Here is a 563-nt window from a genome sequence, read left to right on the forward strand (position 1 = left end):
TGATGCCAATGGTCATTGGGTATTCACCGCCAACAGCGCGTTTAATCAACTGAACGTCGGCGATAAAGTCGAAGAAACCTTTACCGTCACTTCCGTTGATGGCACCCCTTCGACCATTAAAGTCACGATTAACGGTACTAACGATGCAGCGACAGTCAGTACCGCAACAGTCAGTGTGGATGAAACGGACAGCGCTATAACAACTTCTGGAACCCTCACCAGTACTGACGTGGATAACCCAGACAACACGTTTACACCGGATTCTATTTCAGGTACCAACGGTGACCTGACTATTGATGCCAATGGTCATTGGTTCTTCACCGCTAACAGCGCATTTAATCAATTAAACATCGGCGATAAAGTCGAAGAAACCTTCACTGTATCGTCTGTTGATGGCACACCTTCGACCATTAAAGTCGCGATTAACGGCACTAATGACAAAGCCACTGTTAGCAGTGCGACCGTCGCCATCGATGAAACCGACAGAGCGGTAACCACCTCAGGCACCCTAACCAGTATCGACGTGGATAACCCAGACAATGCGTTCACACCCGATTCCATTT

General features: G+C 48.1%; 1 protein-coding gene. It reads left to right on the forward strand.

From position 1 onward, the window contains the following. A partial coding sequence (locus AB4323_RS00010) for a VCBS domain-containing protein (RefSeq protein ID WP_372151316.1) occupies positions 1-563 on the forward strand: 563 nt, incomplete at both ends.

It is taken from the genome of Vibrio sp. 10N.261.52.C11 (assembly GCF_041471405.1).
GTDB lineage: Bacteria > Pseudomonadota > Gammaproteobacteria > Enterobacterales > Vibrionaceae > Vibrio > Vibrio crassostreae_C.